Source organism: Pseudomonas sp. GL_093 (assembly GCF_057837605.1).
The window spans coordinates 6,289,233-6,306,112 of the sequence record NZ_CM174448.1 but is presented as its reverse complement, the minus strand read 5'-3'; the positions used below and the strand labels follow the sequence as shown (position 1 = coordinate 6,306,112).

General features: G+C 56.1%; 25 protein-coding genes. 24 read left to right on the top strand and 1 reads right to left on the bottom strand.

Annotated elements, in window-relative coordinates; translation table 11 throughout:
- From rplP to bfr, 22 genes are all read left to right on the top strand, one after another.
- On the top strand, window positions 1–414 hold the full coding sequence (gene rplP / locus AC3IUE_RS29155; RefSeq protein WP_008145497.1) for a 50S ribosomal protein L16: 414 nt from the start codon (window positions 1–3) through the stop codon (window positions 412–414).
- Complete coding sequence (gene rpmC, locus AC3IUE_RS29150) at window positions 414–605, top strand: 50S ribosomal protein L29 (protein ID WP_002555481.1); 192 nt, start codon at window positions 414–416, stop codon at window positions 603–605. The genes rplP and rpmC overlap by 1 nt, the downstream gene beginning before the upstream one ends.
- 2 nt (window positions 606–607) lie before the next feature.
- Window positions 608–874, top strand: a complete 267-nt coding sequence (gene rpsQ, locus AC3IUE_RS29145; protein ID WP_003176419.1) for a 30S ribosomal protein S17 — start codon at window positions 608–610, stop codon at window positions 872–874.
- 23 nt (window positions 875–897) lie between these two features.
- The gene (gene rplN / locus AC3IUE_RS29140) at window positions 898–1,266 is read left to right on the top strand and encodes a 50S ribosomal protein L14 (protein ID WP_002555479.1); all 369 of its coding nucleotides are present in this window, start codon (window positions 898–900) and stop codon (window positions 1,264–1,266) included.
- A gap of 11 nt (window positions 1,267–1,277) precedes the next feature.
- Entirely contained in the window at window positions 1,278–1,592 is a 315-nt protein-coding gene (gene rplX, locus AC3IUE_RS29135; RefSeq protein WP_008145498.1) for a 50S ribosomal protein L24, read from the top strand.
- A gap of 20 nt (window positions 1,593–1,612) precedes the next feature.
- Window positions 1,613–2,152, top strand: coding sequence for a 50S ribosomal protein L5 (rplE, locus tag AC3IUE_RS29130; protein WP_003176415.1), 540 nt, complete (start codon window positions 1,613–1,615; stop codon window positions 2,150–2,152).
- A gap of 13 nt (window positions 2,153–2,165) precedes the next feature.
- Window positions 2,166–2,471, top strand: coding sequence for a 30S ribosomal protein S14 (gene rpsN, locus AC3IUE_RS29125; protein WP_003176414.1), 306 nt, complete (start codon window positions 2,166–2,168; stop codon window positions 2,469–2,471).
- A 209-nt stretch (window positions 2,472–2,680) separates the two neighbouring features.
- Window positions 2,681–3,073: a 30S ribosomal protein S8 gene (gene rpsH / locus AC3IUE_RS29120; RefSeq protein ID WP_003186040.1), complete on the top strand. Its 393-nt coding sequence runs from the start codon at window positions 2,681–2,683 to the stop codon at window positions 3,071–3,073.
- Window positions 3,074–3,085: 12 nt separating this feature from the next.
- Window positions 3,086–3,619 (top strand): 50S ribosomal protein L6, encoded by a 534-nt coding sequence (gene rplF / locus AC3IUE_RS29115; RefSeq protein ID WP_003176412.1) that lies wholly within the window; start codon window positions 3,086–3,088, stop codon window positions 3,617–3,619.
- A 10-nt stretch (window positions 3,620–3,629) separates the two neighbouring features.
- On the top strand, window positions 3,630–3,980 hold the full coding sequence (rplR, locus tag AC3IUE_RS29110; protein WP_003186037.1) for a 50S ribosomal protein L18: 351 nt from the start codon (window positions 3,630–3,632) through the stop codon (window positions 3,978–3,980).
- Window positions 3,981–3,983: 3 nt separating this feature from the next.
- Window positions 3,984–4,484, top strand: a complete 501-nt coding sequence (rpsE, locus tag AC3IUE_RS29105) for a 30S ribosomal protein S5 (protein ID WP_007943782.1) — start codon at window positions 3,984–3,986, stop codon at window positions 4,482–4,484.
- 2 nt (window positions 4,485–4,486) lie between these two features.
- The gene (rpmD, locus tag AC3IUE_RS29100; protein WP_003186033.1) at window positions 4,487–4,663 is read left to right on the top strand and encodes a 50S ribosomal protein L30; all 177 of its coding nucleotides are present in this window, start codon (window positions 4,487–4,489) and stop codon (window positions 4,661–4,663) included.
- A 3-nt stretch (window positions 4,664–4,666) separates the two neighbouring features.
- Window positions 4,667–5,104 carry a 50S ribosomal protein L15 gene (gene rplO, locus AC3IUE_RS29095; RefSeq protein ID WP_007896782.1) on the top strand — a complete coding sequence of 146 codons (438 nt, stop codon included), beginning with the start codon at window positions 4,667–4,669 and terminating at the stop codon, window positions 5,102–5,104.
- Entirely contained in the window at window positions 5,105–6,433 is a 1,329-nt protein-coding gene (gene secY / locus AC3IUE_RS29090) for a preprotein translocase subunit SecY (RefSeq protein ID WP_003228718.1), read from the top strand. It begins immediately after the preceding gene.
- Window positions 6,434–6,460: 27 nt separating this feature from the next.
- Window positions 6,461–6,577 (top strand): 50S ribosomal protein L36, encoded by a 117-nt coding sequence (gene rpmJ, locus AC3IUE_RS29085; protein WP_002555468.1) that lies wholly within the window; start codon window positions 6,461–6,463, stop codon window positions 6,575–6,577.
- Between the two features lie 130 nt (window positions 6,578–6,707).
- Window positions 6,708–7,064, top strand: coding sequence for a 30S ribosomal protein S13 (rpsM, locus tag AC3IUE_RS29080; protein ID WP_003186020.1), 357 nt, complete (start codon window positions 6,708–6,710; stop codon window positions 7,062–7,064).
- 30 nt (window positions 7,065–7,094) lie between these two features.
- Entirely contained in the window at window positions 7,095–7,484 is a 390-nt protein-coding gene (rpsK, locus tag AC3IUE_RS29075) for a 30S ribosomal protein S11 (protein ID WP_002555466.1), read from the top strand.
- Between the two features lie 18 nt (window positions 7,485–7,502).
- Window positions 7,503–8,123, top strand: a complete 621-nt coding sequence (gene rpsD / locus AC3IUE_RS29070) for a 30S ribosomal protein S4 (protein WP_003210056.1) — start codon at window positions 7,503–7,505, stop codon at window positions 8,121–8,123.
- Between the two features lie 22 nt (window positions 8,124–8,145).
- Window positions 8,146–9,147, top strand: coding sequence for a DNA-directed RNA polymerase subunit alpha (locus AC3IUE_RS29065; protein ID WP_003186012.1), 1,002 nt, complete (start codon window positions 8,146–8,148; stop codon window positions 9,145–9,147).
- A gap of 42 nt (window positions 9,148–9,189) precedes the next feature.
- On the top strand, window positions 9,190–9,576 hold the full coding sequence (gene rplQ, locus AC3IUE_RS29060; RefSeq protein WP_008145500.1) for a 50S ribosomal protein L17: 387 nt from the start codon (window positions 9,190–9,192) through the stop codon (window positions 9,574–9,576).
- A 209-nt stretch (window positions 9,577–9,785) separates the two neighbouring features.
- Window positions 9,786–11,240: a catalase gene (locus AC3IUE_RS29055; RefSeq protein ID WP_489264437.1), complete on the top strand. Its 1,455-nt coding sequence runs from the start codon at window positions 9,786–9,788 to the stop codon at window positions 11,238–11,240.
- A gap of 149 nt (window positions 11,241–11,389) precedes the next feature.
- Window positions 11,390–11,854 (top strand): bacterioferritin, encoded by a 465-nt coding sequence (gene bfr, locus AC3IUE_RS29050; protein ID WP_056743433.1) that lies wholly within the window; start codon window positions 11,390–11,392, stop codon window positions 11,852–11,854.
- Between the two features lie 65 nt (window positions 11,855–11,919).
- Here bfr and uvrA read toward each other — a convergent pair whose 3' ends face one another.
- Window positions 11,920–14,754, bottom strand: a complete 2,835-nt coding sequence (gene uvrA / locus AC3IUE_RS29045) for an excinuclease ABC subunit UvrA (protein ID WP_033059462.1) — start codon at window positions 14,752–14,754, stop codon at window positions 11,920–11,922.
- Window positions 14,755–14,945: 191 nt separating this feature from the next.
- Between uvrA and AC3IUE_RS29040 the strand changes: the two genes are divergently transcribed.
- Both AC3IUE_RS29040 and AC3IUE_RS29035 read left to right on the top strand, forming a co-directional pair.
- Window positions 14,946–16,343, top strand: a complete 1,398-nt coding sequence (locus AC3IUE_RS29040) for an MFS transporter (protein WP_033059461.1) — start codon at window positions 14,946–14,948, stop codon at window positions 16,341–16,343.
- A 9-nt stretch (window positions 16,344–16,352) separates the two neighbouring features.
- Complete coding sequence (locus AC3IUE_RS29035) at window positions 16,353–16,880, top strand: single-stranded DNA-binding protein (protein WP_056743429.1); 528 nt, start codon at window positions 16,353–16,355, stop codon at window positions 16,878–16,880.

The following is a 16,880-nucleotide window of genomic DNA, read 5'->3' as shown; positions in this document are numbered from 1 at the left end:
ATGTTGCAACCAAAGCGTACGAAGTTCCGCAAGCAGATGACAGGCCACAACCGTGGTCTGGCACAGCGCGGTAGCAAAGTCAGCTTCGGCGAGTTCGCGCTGAAGTCTGTAGCTCGTGGTCGTCTCACCGCTCGTCAGATCGAGTCAGCGCGTCGTGCTCTGACCCGTCACGTTAAACGTGGCGGCAAGATCTGGATCCGTGTATTCCCGGACAAGCCTATTTCCAAAAAGCCACTCGAAGTTCGGATGGGTAAAGGTAAGGGTAGTGTGGAGTACTGGGTTGCCCAGATTCAGCCAGGCAAAGTCCTGTATGAAATCGAGGGTGTTACTGAAGAGCTGGCGCGTGAGGCTTTTGCCCTGGCTGCTGCAAAGCTGCCGCTCGCCACCGCCTTTGTTAAACGGACGGTGATGTGATGAAAGCGAATGAACTTCGTGAAAAATCCGCACAGCAGCTGAACGAGCAACTGCTCGGCCTGCTGCGCGACCAGTTCAATCTGCGTATGCAGAAAGCAACTGGCCAGTTGGGGCAGTCTCATCTGCTCTCGCAAGTTAAACGTGACATCGCTCGCGTGAAGACTGTGCTTAACCAGCAGGCAGGTAAGTAATCATGGCTGAAGCCGAAAAAACTGTCCGTACGCTGACTGGCCGTGTTGTCAGCGACAAGATGGACAAAACCATCACCGTTCTGATCGAGCGTCGCGTTAAGCACCCGATCTACGGTAAATACGTTAAGCGTTCGACTAAGCTGCACGCGCACGACGAAACCAATCAGTGCCACATCGGCGACAAAGTCACTATTCGTGAAACTCGTCCTTTGGCCAAGACCAAGTCTTGGGCGCTGGTTGATGTTCTCGAACGCGCTGTGGAAGTCTAAGGACTAGGGGTCGGAGAAATTATATGATTCAGACTCAATCCATGCTCGATGTGGCCGATAACAGCGGCGCTCGCCGTGTTATGTGCATCAAGGTGCTGGGTGGCTCCCATCGTCGTTACGCTGGTATCGGTGACATCATCAAAGTTACCGTGAAGGAAGCAATTCCTCGCGGTAAAGTGAAAAAAGGCCAAGTGATGACTGCTGTTGTAGTCCGCACTCGTCACGGCGTACGTCGTGCTGATGGCTCCATTATCCGCTTTGATGGCAACGCTGCTGTTCTTCTGAACAACAAGCAAGAGCCGATCGGCACCCGTATCTTTGGGCCAGTGACCCGTGAACTTCGTACTGAGAAGTTCATGAAGATCGTCTCGCTCGCCCCAGAAGTGCTGTAAGGAGATCCGACATGCAAAAGATTCGTCGTGACGACGAGATCATCGTGATCGCCGGCAAAGACAAAGGTAAGCGCGGTAAGGTGCTTAAGGTTCTCGCTAATAACCGTCTGGTTATTGGTGGTCTGAACCTGGTTAAGCGTCATACCAAGCCTAACCCGGCGTCGGGCGTACAAGGCGGTATCGTCGAAAAAGAAGCTCCACTGGACGCTTCTAACGTCGCCATTTTCAACGGCGAAACCAACAAGGCTGACCGCGTTGGTTTCAAAGTAGAAGACGGCAAGAAAATTCGTGTCTTCAAGTCGACCCAAAAAGCGGTTGATGCTTGAACACTGCTAGGTAGAAGACCATGGCACGACTAAAAGAGATTTACTGGAAGGAAATCGCACCGAAGCTTAAGGAAGAACTTAAGCTTTCGAACGTGATGGAAGTTCCACGCGTTACAAAAATCACCCTGAACATGGGTCTGGGCGAAGCGGTCGGTGACAAAAAAGTCATCGAGCACGCTGTTGCCGACCTGGAAAAGATCACCGGCCAGAAAGTCGTTGTGACCTACGCTCGGAAATCCATCGCTGGCTTTAAAGTCCGTGAAGGTTGGCCGATCGGCGTCAAAGTGACCCTGCGCCGTGAGCGTATGTACGAATTCCTGGATCGTCTGCTGTCGATCTCCCTGCCTCGGGTCCGCGACTTCCGCGGCCTGAATGCCAAGTCCTTCGATGGTCGTGGTAACTACAGCATGGGCGTTAAAGAGCAGATCATCTTCCCGGAAATCGACTACGACAAGATCGATGCTCTCCGCGGTCTGGACATTACCCTGACCACCACTGCCAAGAACGATGATGAAGGTCGCGCGCTGCTGCGTGCTTTCAAATTCCCGTTCCGCAACTGATTGGAGTAGGAAAATGGCCAAGATGAGCATGAAAAACCGCGAGCTGAAGCGTCAGCTCACGGTTGCCAAGTACGCCAAAAAGCGTGCAGCACTGAAAGCTATCATCGTAGATCTGAACGCAAGTCCAGAAGCGCGTTGGGAAGCTACAGTAGCTCTGCAGAAGCAGCCACGTGACGCAAGCGCCTCGCGCATGCGTAACCGCTGCCGCCTGACCGGTCGTCCACACGGCGTTTACCGCAAGTTCGGCCTCGGCCGTAACAAACTGCGTGAAGCTGCAATGCGTGGTGACGTACCTGGTCTGGTTAAAGCCAGCTGGTAAGCACTATCAAAGTCTCGGTGGTCCGGATCGCAAGATCCTGACCATCGGTGACCTTGAACTTGAATCAAGCCCCTTTTGGGGCTTGATTCATTTGTGGGGTGTGTCTAGAATACCCGGCTCGCCTGAGCCCGTGCTTTTTCCGCATGGATGAGCTCGGCGATAAGTAGTAGCCGCAAGGCTAATTTTTTTGTATTAGGAGCGTCTAGCCCATGAGTATGCAGGACCCGTTAGCGGACATGCTAACTCGAATCCGTAATGCCCAGATGGCTGAAAAGTCCGTCGTAAGCATGCCATCTTCTACTTTGAAGGTAGCTGTTGCCAAAGTCCTGAAGGACGAAGGTTACATTGCGGGTTATCAGATCAGCAGCGAAATCAAACCACTGCTGTCCATCGAGCTGAAGTACTTCGAAGGCCGTCCGGTCATCGAGGAAGTGAAGCGCGTTAGCCGTCCAGGCCTGCGTCAGTACAAGTCCGTCGATGATCTGCCAAAAGTTCGTGGCGGTCTCGGTGTGTCTATCGTCTCCACCAACAAAGGTGTGATGACGGATCGTGCTGCGCGCGCTGCCGGTGTCGGCGGCGAAGTTCTTTGCACTGTGTTCTAAGGGGGGATAAGCATGTCACGCGTCGCTAAGAACCCCGTTAAGCTGCCAGCCGGTGTCGAAGTCAAATTCGCAGGCCAACAGCTTTCGGTGAAGGGTGCCAAGGGCACTCTCGAACTGAACATCCATTCGTCCGTTGAGATCGTTGAAGAAGCTGGTGAGCTGCGTTTCGCTGCTCGCAATGGCGATCAACAAACTCGCGCAATGGCTGGTACCACTCGTGCGTTGGTAAACAACATGGTCCAAGGCGTAAGCCAAGGCTTCGAGCGCAAGCTCCAGCTGGTCGGTGTTGGTTACAAAGCGCAAGCAAAAGGCACAGTGCTGAACCTGGCTCTTGGCTTCTCGCACCCAGTGGATTATGAACTGCCGGAAGGCATCACCGCTGAGACTCCTAGCCAGACCGATATCCTGATCAAGGGCATCGATAAGCAGCTGGTAGGTCAAGTGGCCGCCGAGATCCGCGACTTCCGTCCACCAGAGCCGTACAAAGGCAAAGGTGTGCGCTACGCGGACGAAGTCGTCCGTCGTAAAGAAGCCAAGAAGAAGTAGGGCATAGCAAATGACCGACAAAAAAGTTACTCGACTGCGTCGCGCTCGCAAAGCACGCCTGAAAATGCACGAACTCGAAGTCGTGCGTCTCTGCGTGTTCCGCTCGTCGCAGCACATCTACGCCCAGGTCATTTCGGCCGACGGCAACAAAGTCCTGGCATCTGCCTCGACTTTGGATAAAGAACTGCGTGATGGCGCCACTGGCAACATCGACGCGGCCACTAAGGTTGGCCAGCTGGTCGCTACGCGTGCTAAAGCCGCTGGCGTCTCGCAGGTGGCTTTCGACCGCTCTGGCTTCAAGTATCACGGCCGCGTCAAGGCGCTGGCTGATGCTGCTCGTGAAGCTGGGCTGGAGTTCTAAGTTATGTCAAATAACGACCAAAAGCGCGACGAAGGCTACATCGAGAAGCTGGTTCAAGTTAACCGCGTAGCCAAAACCGTTAAAGGCGGCCGTATCTTCACTTTCACCGCGTTGACCGTGGTGGGTGATGGTAAAGGGCGTGTTGGCTTCGGCCGTGGCAAGTCGCGTGAAGTGCCTGCTGCGATCCAGAAGGCAATGGAAGCTGCTCGCCGCAACATGATCCAAGTTGACCTGAACGGCACCACTCTGCAGTACGCAATGAAGTCCGGTCACGGCGCTTCGAAGGTGTACATGCAGCCTGCTTCTGAAGGTACCGGTATCATCGCTGGCGGCGCTATGCGTGCTGTCCTCGAAGTTGCTGGCGTTCAGAACGTTCTGGCCAAGTGCTACGGCTCGACTAACCCGGTAAACGTGGTTCACGCCACTTTCAAAGGTTTGAAAGCTATGCAGTCTCCTGAATCCATTGCCGCCAAGCGTGGCAAAAGCGTCAAGGAGATCTTCTGATCATGGCTACCGTTAAAGTTACGCTGATCAAAAGCATGACCGGCCGCATCCCTAACCACAAACTGTGCGTTAAGGGTCTGGGTCTGCGTCGCATCGGTCACACTGTAGAAGTACTTGATACTCCCGAGAATCGCGGGATGATCAACAAGGCTTACTACATGCTGCGTGTCGAGGGTTAATCGATGAAACTCAATGATCTGAGTCCAGCGCCGGGTTCCCGTCGCGAAAAGCATCGTCCGGGCCGTGGTATCGGTAGTGGTTTGGGCAAGACCGGTGGCCGTGGCCACAAAGGTCAGTCCTCCCGCTCCGGTGGCACCATTGCTCCAGGCTTTGAAGGCGGTCAACAGCCGCTGCATCGTCGCCTGCCGAAATTCGGTTTCGTTTCCCTGAAAGCCATGGATCGCGCAGAAGTGCGTTTGTCCGAGCTGGCTAAAGTGGAAGGCGACATCGTCACCGTGCAGTCCCTGAAAGATGCCAACGTGATCAACGTCAACGTTCAGCGTGTGAAAATCATGCTGTCCGGCGAAGTTACTCGCGCTGTCACCATCGGAAAGGGAATCGGCGCCACCAAAGGTGCGCGTGCGGCTATCGAAGCAGCTGGCGGCAAGTTCGAGGAATAAATGGCTAAGCAAGGTGCTCTCTCTGCGCTCGGCAAAGGCGGTATGTCTGAACTCTGGGCTCGTCTGCGTTTTCTGTTCCTGGCGATTATCGTCTACCGAATAGGCGCACACATCCCGGTTCCAGGTATCAACCCGGACCGACTCGCGGACCTGTTTCGACAGAATGAGGGGACCATTCTTAGCTTGTTCAACATGTTTTCCGGCGGCGCGCTGGAGCGGATGAGCATTTTTGCACTGGGGATCATGCCGTACATTTCGGCATCGATCATCATGCAACTGATGACCGCCGTTAGCCCGCAGCTGGAACAGTTGAAGAAGGAAGGTGAAGCTGGCCGTCGCAAGATCAGCCAGTACACCCGCTACGGCACTGTCGTTCTCGCTCTCGTTCAGGCAATTGGCATGTCCATTGGTCTGGCAGGGCAGGGCGTTGCGTTCACTGGTGACTTTGGCTTCCATTTCGTCGCGGTATCCACTTTTGTGGCTGGTGCGATGTTCATGATGTGGCTGGGTGAGCAGATTACTGAGCGTGGTGTTGGCAACGGTATCTCGATGTTGATTTTTTCGGGTATCGTCGCCGGTCTTCCGAGAGCGATCGGGCAGTCTTTCGAGTCTGCGCGTCAGGGTGATATCAACATCTTCGCCCTGGTTGCCATCGGTTTGCTGGCAGTAGCGATTATCGGTTTCGTGGTGTTCATTGAGCGTGGTCAGCGTCGTATTGCTGTTCACTACGCCAAGCGTCAGCAGGGCCGCAAGGTCTTCGCTGCGCAGACTAGCCACTTGCCGCTGAAGGTGAACATGGCCGGTGTTATTCCGGCCATTTTCGCGAGCAGCATTTTGCTGTTCCCGGCTTCGTTGGGTGCCTGGTTCGGCCAGTCTGAAGGTATGGGCTGGTTGCAGGACATCTCGCAGTCGATCGCTCCTGGTCAGCCGTTGAATATTCTGCTGTTTAGTGCAGGGATTATTTTCTTCTGCTTCTTCTATACGGCGTTGATGTTCAATCCGAAAGACGTAGCGGAAAACCTGAAGAAGTCCGGTGCCTTTATTCCGGGCATCCGTCCAGGTGAGCAGTCTGCGCGCTACATTGATGGCGTTCTGACTCGCTTGACCATGTTCGGTGCTCTTTACATGACGGCCGTGTGCCTGTTGCCCCAGTTTCTGGTGGTTGCAGCAAACGTACCGTTCTACCTTGGCGGGACCTCGTTGCTGATCGTCGTCGTGGTTGTGATGGACTTCATGTCCCAAGTACAATCGCACCTCGTTTCGCACCAGTACGAATCCCTGATGAAGAAAGCCAACCTGAAGGGTTACGGCAGCGGCATGTTGCGCTGAGTACCCATAAGGTTCGAGGAGTTGGTGATGAAAGTTCGTGCATCGGTGAAAAAGCTGTGCCGTAACTGCAAGATTATTCGCCGCGAAGGTGTTGTTCGAGTAATTTGCAGCGCGGAACCGCGTCACAAACAGCGCCAAGGCTGAGTGTGATTGTGCTTCAAGCCCGGCAGCTAGTGCGCTGCCGGGTTGATTATTTGTTATTACAGCGATATTATCTCGCGCCCTATTTCTTGGCTTCCGGGGCGTAGGTAGCTGTCAATTGGAGTCCCACTGAATGGCCCGTATTGCAGGCGTTAACATTCCAGATAACAAGCATACTGTTATCTCGCTGACCTACATCTATGGTGTTGGTCGCACTACTGCACAGAAGATCTGTGCAGTGACTGGGGTAAACCCAGCCGCAAAGATCAAAGATCTGAGCGACGAGCAGATTGAACAGCTGCGTGGCGAAGTGGCGAAGTTCACCACTGAAGGTGACCTGCGTCGCGAAATCAACATGAAAATCAAGCGTTTGATGGACCTCGGTTGCTATCGCGGTCTGCGTCATCGTCGTGGTCTTCCAGTGCGCGGTCAGCGTACCAAGACTAACGCGCGTACCCGTAAAGGTCCGCGTAAGCCGATCCGCAAGTAATCGCCCCAGCGAATCGACAGGAAATTAATCATGGCTAAACCTGCTGCTCGTCCTCGTAAAAAAGTTAAAAAGACAGTGGTTGATGGCATCGCCCACATCCATGCATCTTTTAACAACACAATCGTGACCATCACCGACCGTCAAGGCAACGCTCTTTCCTGGGCTACCTCCGGTGGTTCGGGTTTCCGCGGTTCCCGCAAGTCCACCCCGTTTGCTGCTCAAGTAGCTGCTGAACGTGCTGGTCAAGCTGCGCTGGAATACGGCCTGAAAAACCTCGACGTTAACGTCAAAGGTCCAGGTCCAGGTCGTGAATCTGCAGTCCGCGCTTTGAACGGCTGTGGCTACAAGATCGCCAGCATCACCGACGTGACGCCAATCCCGCACAACGGGTGCCGTCCGCCGAAGAAGCGCCGCGTGTAATCCAGGAGATTGTAAAGAATGGCTCGTTACATTGGTCCAAAATGCAAACTCGCTCGTCGCGAAGGCACCGATCTCTTCTTGAAGAGCGGCGTGCGCGCGATCGAATCGAAGTGCAACATTGAAGCAGCACCTGGTATCCACGGCCAACGCCGCGGTCGCCAGTCCGATTACGGCACCCAACTGCGTGAAAAGCAGAAGGTCCGTCGTATCTACGGCGTTCTCGAGCGTCAATTCAGCGGCTACTACAAAGAAGCTGCTGGCAAGAAAGGTGCAACTGGCGAAAACCTGTTGCAACTGCTCGAATGCCGTCTGGACAACGTTGTATACCGTATGGGTTTTGGCTCTACTCGTGCCGAATCCCGTCAGCTGGTATCGCACAAATCCGTAAGCGTTAACGGTCAGACCGTAAACGTGCCGTCGTACCAGGTTCGTGCTGGTGACGTGGTCGCGATTCGCGAGAAAGCAAAGAACCAACTTCGCATTGTCCAAGCTCTCGATCTGTGTGCCCAACGTGGCCGCGTAGAATGGGTAGAAGTAGACACTGAGAAGAAGTCGGGCGTTTTCAAGAACGTTCCTGCTCGCAGTGATCTGTCCGCCGACATCAACGAAAGCCTGATTGTCGAGCTCTACTCCAAGTAAGGGCTAGAAAATAGGTGCATCCATGCAGATTTCGGTAAATGAGTTCCTGACACCCCGCCATATTGATGTGCAGGTTGTCAGTCCAACCCGCGCCAAGATCACTCTCGAGCCTCTCGAGCGTGGTTTCGGCCACACCCTGGGCAACGCGCTGCGCCGCATCCTGTTGTCCTCAATGCCCGGCTGCGCAGTAGTCGAGGCCGAGATTGACGGTGTGCTCCATGAGTACAGCGCCATCGAAGGTGTACAGGAAGACGTAATTGAAATCCTGTTGAACCTTAAAGGTCTGGCTATCAAGCTGCACGGCCGTGACGAAGTTACGCTGACCTTGTCGAAGAAGGGTTCGGGGGTGGTTACCGCTGCCGATATTCAGCTGGATCATGATGTCGAGATCGTTAATCCCGATCACGTAATCGCTAACCTGGCGTCTAACGGCGCCCTGAACATGAAGCTCACCGTAGCTCGTGGTCGTGGTTATGAACCGGCAGACTCGCGTCAGAGCGATGAAGACGAAAGCCGCAGCATCGGTCGCTTGCAGCTTGACTCTTCGTTCAGCCCGGTTCGCCGTATCGCATACGTGGTGGAAAACGCCCGTGTCGAGCAGCGTACTAACCTGGACAAGCTGGTTATTGATCTGGAAACCAACGGTACTCTGGATCCTGAAGAGGCAATTCGCCGCGCTGCAACCATTCTGCAACAGCAGTTGGCTGCGTTCGTCGACCTCAAAGGTGACAGTGAGCCAGTGGTTGTTGAGCAGGAAGACGAGATCGATCCGATCCTGCTTCGCCCGGTTGACGATCTGGAACTGACTGTACGTTCGGCTAACTGCCTTAAGGCGGAAAACATCTACTACATCGGTGACCTGATTCAGCGTACCGAAGTAGAGCTGTTGAAGACTCCGAACCTTGGCAAGAAATCCTTGACTGAAATCAAGGACGTTCTGGCCTCCCGCGGTCTGTCCCTCGGCATGCGCCTCGACAACTGGCCGCCTGCAAGTCTTAAGAAGGACGACAAGGCGACTGCCTGATCGTCGTAATCACCGAACGTTGTGTTTGGTAAGGAATGAACCATGCGTCATCGTAAAAGTGGTCGTCACCTGAGCCGCACTAGCTCGCACCGCAAGGCCATGTTTCAAAACATGGCAGTGTCGCTGTTCGAGCACGAGCTGATCAAAACTACACTGCCGAAAGCTAAAGAACTGCGTCGCGTTGCTGAGCCGCTGATCACTTTGGCCAAGACAGACAGCCTGGCTAACCGCCGTCTGGCTTTCGACCGTACTCGTTCGAAAGCTATCGTTGGTAAGCTCTTCAACGACCTGGGCAAGCGTTACGCTACCCGTGAGGGTGGCTACCTGCGCATCCTCAAGTGCGGTTTCCGCACTGGCGACAACGCGCCTATGGCGTACGTCGAGTTGGTTGATCGTCCTGCCGGTGGTGAAGCTGTATCCGCTGAGTAAGACGTCAGTCTGAAACGAAGAACCGGGCCTAGCGCCCGGTTTTTTGTGCGCGCTCGAAAAGTATCGAAATGCCTAAGCGATAAAGCTTCATTAGTATTTATCTATCGATTCTCACAATTTAATGAATTTGATGGTGTCATGTTGATGGTCAATACTCCCTCTCAGCCGATTAGCCGGCAGTAGGAAAGACTGACAGAGGAAGACATTGCATGAGCCAAAATAAAACACTTACCACCGCCAGTGGCGCTCCTGTCGCTGATAACCAGAATTCCCGTTCCGCCGGCCTTCGTGGCCCGCTGCTGCTCGACGACTTTCACCTGATCGAGAAGCTTGCCCACTTCAACCGTGAAAACATCCCTGAGCGCCGTGTACACGCCAAAGGTTCGGGTGCTTACGGTACGTTCACCGTAACTCGGGACATCACCGAGTACACAAGCGCCAAACTGTTTGAGTCTGTCGGCAAGCAAACCCCAACCTTCCTGCGGTTTTCCACCGTTGGCGGTGAGCGTGGTTCGGCCGACACCGAGCGCGATCCACGTGGTTTCGCCCTGAAGTTCTACACCGAAGAAGGCAACTGGGACATCGTCGGCAACAACACGCCAGTGTTCTTCATCCGCGATCCTTTGAAATTCCCGGACTTTATTCACACCCAGAAACGTCTGCCACAAAGCAATCTGAAAAGCGCGCAAATGATGTGGGACTTCTGGTCGCACTCACCTGAGGCGTTGCATCAGGTCACTATTCTGTTCTCGGATCGCGGCATCCCCGATGGCTACCGTCACATGCACGGCTTCGGCAGCCACACCTACAGCCTGATCAACGCCAATGGCGAACGTCACTGGGTGAAGTGGCACTACAAGACCAAGCAAGGGATTAAAAACCTGGCGCCAGCAGAAGCAGCACGCCTGGCTGGTACCGATCCGGATTATGCGCAGCGTGATCTGTTCGGCGCGATCGAGCGCGGTGATTTTCCGAAATGGCGCGTGTGCATCCAGATCATGACTGAGGCTCAGGCCGCAGCGCACTACGAGAACCCGTTTGACGTGACCAAAACCTGGTCGCAGAAAGAGTTTCCGCTGATCGAAGTGGGCGAATTGGAGCTTAACCGCAACCCGCAGAACTATTTTGCTGAAGTCGAGCAAGCGGCGTTCGGTCCGAGCAACATGGTCCCAGGTGTCGGTTTGTCGCCTGACCGCATGCTGCAGGGTCGAGTGTTCGCTTACGCCGATGCTCACCGCTACCGTATTGGCACCAACCACCAGCAACTGCCGGTGAACGCGCCTCGCAGCCCGGTGAACAGCTATCAGCGTGATGGTTCAATGGCGTTTGGCAGCAATGGCGGAGCGACACCTAACTACGAGCCGAACGGCTACGTCGAATCACCGAAGCAAGCACCTCGTTATGCAGAGCCGCCATTGGCGCTAAGTGGTTCGGCTGATCGCTACGATCACCGCGAGGATACCGACTACTACAGCCACGCCGGTGCGTTGTTCCGTTTGATGAGCGATGAGCAGAAAGCGCTGTTGTTCGGCAACATTGCCGGCGCAATGACCGGAGTTTCCAGCGATGTAGTTGACCGCCAATTGCAGCATTTCTACAAAGCTGATCCGGCGTACGGAGAAGCAATCGCAAAGCTGCTCAACGTACAGCTTAACGAAGTCTAAACGAGAAGCAGAACTGCCCTCATTTGGGCAGTTTTTGCGTTATTTAAACTACTTTTCTCAGAATATCTTCGCTTTTATCGCGCAAGCAGAGTGACCAAACAGTCTGCTTGGTTCAAACTACAGACTTTCAAGCAGGGAGATGTAGGGCGATGCAAGGCCACCCAGACGTAATCGATTACCTCAACACGTTGCTGACCGGCGAACTGGCGGCGCGTGATCAATATTTCATCCATTCGCGGATGTACGAGGACTGGGGTTTCACCGAGCTCTACGAACGTATCAACCACGAGATGGAAGAAGAGGCCGGGCACGCTGATGCCCTGATGCGCCGAATTCTGATGCTCGAAGGTACGCCGCGCATGCGTCCGGACGACCTTGATGTCGGCACTACCGTGCCGGACATGCTCGCCGCTGACCTGCGGTTGGAATACAAAGTCCGCGCCGCACTCTGCAAGGGCATCAAGCTCTGCGAGCAGCACAAGGACTATGTCAGCCGCGAGATGCTGCGCGTTCAATTGCATGACACCGAAGAAGACCACACCTACTGGCTCGAGAAGCAGCTGGGTCTGATCAAGCTGATCGGTCTGGAGAATTACCTGCAATCGCAGTTCTGATTCCACCGGCTACAAAAAAGCCCCTGTCACCGATGAAGTGACAGGGGCTTTTTCATGGGCCTGATTCAGGCTTTGTCGCGAGCCAGCAGCGGCTTGAGGTAGAAGCCCGTGTGCGATTGCTTCATCTCCGACACTTCTTCCGGCGTACCGACGGCAATGATCTGGCCGCCCTTGGAACCGCCTTCCGGCCCCAAGTCCACCAGCCAGTCGGCCGTCTTGATAACGTCCAGGTTGTGCTCGATCACCACCACAGTGTTGCCGTGGTCGCGCAATCGATGCAAAACGTCGAGCAGCTGCTGAATATCAGCGAAGTGCAGGCCGGTCGTCGGCTCATCGAGGATGTACAGCGTCTTGCCGGTGTCGCGCTTGGACAGTTCGCGGGACAGCTTCACCCGCTGGGCTTCACCACCCGACAGCGTGGTCGCTGACTGCCCGAGCTTGATGTACGACAGGCCAACATCCATCAGCGTCTGAAGCTTGCGCGCCAGGGCCGGAACCGCGTCGAAGAACACCCGCGCTTCCTCGATCGTCATCTCGAGGGTTTCGTGGATGCTCTTGCCCTTGTACTTGATCTCCAGAGTCTCGCGGTTGTAGCGCTTGCTCTTGCAGACGTCGCACGGGACATAGATGTCCGGCAGGAAGTGCATTTCCACCTTGATCAGGCCATCGCCCTGACACGCTTCGCAACGTCCGCCCTTCACGTTGAAGGAGAAGCGTCCAGGACCATAACCGCGGGAGCGGGACTCCGGCACACCGGCGAACAGTTCGCGAATCGGTGTGAACAACCCGGTGTAGGTCGCCGGGTTGGAGCGCGGCGTTCGACCGATAGGGCTCTGGTCGATGTCGACAACCTTATCCAGATGCTCCAGACCTTTGATGCTGTCGTGAGCGGCCGCTTCGAGCGTCGTCGCACCGTTCAATGCCGTAGCGCTAAGCGGGAACAGCGTGTTGTTGATCAGCGTCGACTTGCCCGAGCCGGACACGCCGGTTACACAGGTCAGCAGGCCGATCGGAATGTCCAGATCGACATCGCGCAAGTTGTTGCCACGGGCGCCCTTGAGGGACAGCGACAACTTCTTGTTACGCGGCGTGCGTTTGGCCGGGACTGCAATCTTCACCCGGCCCGACAAGTACTTGCCGGTCAACGAGTCTGGATGCGCCATGACTTCGGCTGGCGTACCTTCGGCGACAATGTGTCCGCCGTGTACACCTGCGCCTGGACCGATATCCACCACGTAGTCAGCCAGGCGAATCGCATCTTCGTCGTGCTCGACCACAATCACCGTATTACCGATGTCCCGCAGGTGCTTGAGCGTACCGAGCAGCCGATCGTTGTCCCGTTGGTGCAAACCAATCGACGGTTCGTCGAGGATGTACAGAACGCCCACCAGGCCGGCGCCAATCTGGCTGGCCAGACGGATACGCTGCGCTTCACCACCGGACAACGTGTCCGCACTGCGATCCAGCGACAAATAGTCCAGGCCAACGTTGACCAGGAACTGCAGTCGCTCGCGAATTTCCTTGAGAATCTTGTCAGCGATTTCGCCACGGCGGCCAGTGAGTTTCAGCACGCCGAAATATTCACAGGCATCGCCAATCGGCAGATTGGTCACCGCCGGCAGCGTCTTCTCGCCAACCCACACATGCCGCGCCTCACGACGCAGGCGAGTACCACGGCAATCCGGGCAAGGCTGGGTGCTGAGGAACTTGGCCAGCTCTTCACGCACCGAGGCGGACTCGGTTTCACGGTAGCGACGGTCCAGATTCGGCACGATGCCTTCGAACGGGTGCGAGCGTTTGACGATGTCCCCGCGGTCGTTCAGGTATTTGAAGTCGACGTTTTGCGACCCGCTGCCGTGCAGGATGAACTTCTGCTGATCGGCCGTCAGTTCGTTGAATGGCACTTCCAGGCTGAACTTGTAGTGTGAAGCCAACGAGCCGAGCATCTGGAAGTAATAGACGTTGCGCCGGTCCCAGCCACGAATCGCGCCCTCGGCCAGCGTCAGTTCACCATTGACCAATCGCTTGATGTCGAAGAACTGCTTAACACCCAGGCCATCACACGTCGGGCAAGCGCCGGCCGGATTGTTGAAGGAGAACAGTTTGGGTTCCAGCTCGCTGATGGCATGGCCACAGATCGGGCAGGCGAAGCGCGCGGAGAAGATGATTTCTTCGCCGGGCTCGTCGTCCATCGGCGCGACCAGGGCGATGCCGTCTGCCAGCTTCAGCGCGGTCTCGAACGACTCGGCCAGGCGCTGCTGCAGGTCGGCGCGCACCTTGAAGCGGTCAACCACCACATCGATCGAGTGCTTCTTCTGCTTATCCAGCTTCGGCAATTCGTCCAGCTCACAGAGCCTGCCGTTGACCCGGGCCCGTACAAAGCCTTGGGCGCGCAGTTCTTCGAAGACCGAAAGATGTTCGCCTTTACGCTCGCGGATCACCGGGGCCAGCAGCATAAGCTTGCTGCCCTCCGGTTGGGCGAGGACCAGGTCGACCATCTGGCTGACGGTCTGGGCTTCCAGCGGAATGTCGTGATCCGGGCAACGCGGAATACCCACGCGAGCGTAAAGCAGGCGCAGATAGTCGTAGATTTCGGTGATGGTGCCGACCGTCGAACGCGGGTTGTGCGAGGTCGACTTCTGCTCGATGGAAATGGCTGGCGACAAACCTTCGATGGTGTCGACGTCAGGCTTTTCCATCATCGACAAAAATTGCCGAGCGTAGGCCGACAGCGATTCGACGTAGCGGCGCTGGCCTTCGGCGTACAGCGTGTCGAATGCCAGGGATGATTTTCCGGAGCCGGACAGGCCGGTGATGACAATCAGTTTGTCCCTGGGCAGGGTCAGGTCGATGTTCTTCAGGTTGTGGGTTCGGGCCCCACGAATCAGGATCTTGTCCAAAGTGGCCTCGCTCGGCGGGCGTCGAAAACGTAGGAGTATACGGCCAAATACTGGATGGATGCACACTATCAAATGAGCGGGTTGCAGGCTTACATGAAGAGTCTGTCAGCAGAGCGCGTCAAAGCGTCGCGATATACCCCGTCAATCGATGGGACTGGTAGAATCGCCGCCGGTTCACATGAGGTTTTTCCATGCACGATCCCCACAGCGAACGCATGAGTGGCAGCGAGACCCGCGCAGCAAGCGGTCTGGCCCTGGTGTTCGCCTTCCGTATGCTTGGCATGTTCATGGTGTTGCCGGTACTGGCGACCTATGGGATGGATCTGGCAGGAGCGACCCCGGCCCTTATCGGGCTGGCGATTGGCGCTTACGGCCTGACCCAGGCGATCTTTCAAATTCCCTTCGGCTTCATTTCCGACCGTATCGGCCGTCGTCCGGTGATTTACCTGGGGCTGATCGTCTTCGCCCTCGGTAGCGTGCTGGCGGCCAATGCCGACTCGATCTGGGGCGTGATCGCCGGACGGATCCTGCAAGGCGCCGGGGCGATTTCCGCGGCGGTGATGGCGTTGCTGTCAGACTTGACCCGTGAACAGCATCGGACCAAAGCCATGGCCATGATCGGCATGACGATCGGTCTGTCGTTCGCTGTCGCGATGGTTGTAGGACCGTTGCTGACCCGCGCCTTCGGCCTGTCCGGGTTGTTCCTCGCCACGGGCGGCATGGCGCTGTTCGGGATCGTGATCGTGATGTTCATGGTGCCGCGCTCGACCGGGCCGTTGCAGCACCGCGAGTCCGGTGTTGCGCGCCAGGCGCTGATACCGACGCTCAAGCATCCAGACCTGCTGCGTCTGGACCTGGGCATTTTTGTGTTGCACGCGATGTTGATGTCGAGCTTCGTTGCGTTGCCTTTGGCGCTGGTCGAAAAAGCCGGGTTGCCTAAAGAGCAGCACTGGTGGGTCTACCTCACTGCGCTGCTGATTTCCTTCTTCGCCATGATCCCGTTCATTATCTACGGCGAGAAGAAACGCAAAATGAAACGAGTTTTACTCGGCGCCGTCGCGACGCTGATGCTCACTGAGCTATTCTTCTGGCAGTTCGGCGATAGTTTGCGAGCTCTGGTGATCGGGACGGTGGTGTTCTTTACCGCGTTCAACTTGCTGGAAGCTTCTCTACCATCGCTGATCAGCAAGGTTTCACCAGCAGGCGGCAAAGGCACGGCGATGGGGGTTTATTCCACCAGTCAGTTCCTCGGTTCGGCACTGGGCGGGATCCTCGGCGGCTGGTTGTTCCAGCATGGCGGTCTGTCGGTTGTGTTCCTTGGATGCGCCGGTCTGGCTGCCCTCTGGCTGGCCTTTGCTGTTACCATGCGCGAACCACCCTACGTGACGAGCCTGCGCTTGCCGTTGTCGCCCGAGGCGATCCGCGAAGCGGGTCTGGTTGAGCGCCTGAAGGCCGTCGTAGGGGTAACAGATGCGGTGATCGTTGCTGATGAAGCGGCGATTTACATCAAATTGGACACAGAACTATTGGATCGCACGACCCTTGAGCGCCTGGTGAACAACCCGGCCGAGGCAGCGTGCGTAGCCTAGGAGAACGTTATGGCCCGTGGGGTTAACAAAGTCATATTGGTCGGCACTTGCGGCCAGGATCCCGAAGTTCGCTACTTGCCTAACGGTAACGCCGTGACCAACCTGAGTCTGGCGACCAGCGAACAGTGGACCGACAAGCAAACCGGTCAGAAGGTCGAGAAGACCGAATGGCACCGTGTGTCGATGTTCGGCAAAGTTGCCGAGATCGCCGGTGAGTACCTGCGTAAAGGTTCGCAGGTCTACATCGAAGGCAAGCTGCAGACCCGCGAGTGGGAAAAAGACGGTATCAAGCGTTACACCACTGAAATCGTGGTCGACATGCAAGGCACCATGCAGCTGCTGGGCGGCCGTCCACAGCAGGGCGACCAACAAGGAGGGGGCAATAACTACCAGCAGTCCGCCCCGGCCCCACGCCAACAGGCTCCGCGTCCACAGCAGTCGGCAGCACCGCAACAGTCGCGTCCGGCTCCACAGCAGCAGGCCGCTCCGCAACCGGCTCCGGATTTCGACAGCTTTGATGACGACATCCCGTTCTAA